Here is a 441-nt window from a genome sequence, read left to right on the forward strand (position 1 = left end):
ATGTCCGAGTCCGTGACCGTAGACCGCGGGAATTCCCCGGAAGTTCGCTGTGTCACAGCGTTGCGCTGAATCTTTTCCAGCGCATCTTCCCTGGTGGCGCTGGGAGCGAGAATGGTTGGCGTCGGAACCATAAGACGGCCAGCCGATTCCGCAGGATAACCCAACAAATCAGAGACGAAGGCCCGCTGCTGCTCCGGCAAGCCCTCCATGAGGCGCGCCGCGACCTTCGCCGGGATCTCATCCAACAACTCCGCCTGGTCATCGGGAGCCAGGAAATCCAGCAGGCCAGTGGTCTCCTCATCAAGCAGGGCCTGGAGAAGCTCGGCCTGCGTGGGAGGATCCATCAATTCGAAGACGCGCAGCGCCCTGTCCTTGGGCAACAAGCGATATGCCACGGCCATATCAGCGGCCGAAAGCCGGTTGATTTCCTCAGAAATGACC

General features: G+C 60.5%; 1 protein-coding gene. It reads right to left on the bottom strand.

Going from position 1 to position 441, the window contains the following annotated elements:
• A partial coding sequence (locus HV826_RS36495; RefSeq protein ID WP_176421586.1) for a magnesium transporter occupies nucleotides 1–441 on the bottom strand: 441 nt, incomplete at both ends.

This window comes from Myxococcus sp. AM010, from assembly GCF_013372585.1.
Taxonomy (GTDB): domain Bacteria; phylum Myxococcota; class Myxococcia; order Myxococcales; family Myxococcaceae; genus Myxococcus; species Myxococcus vastator.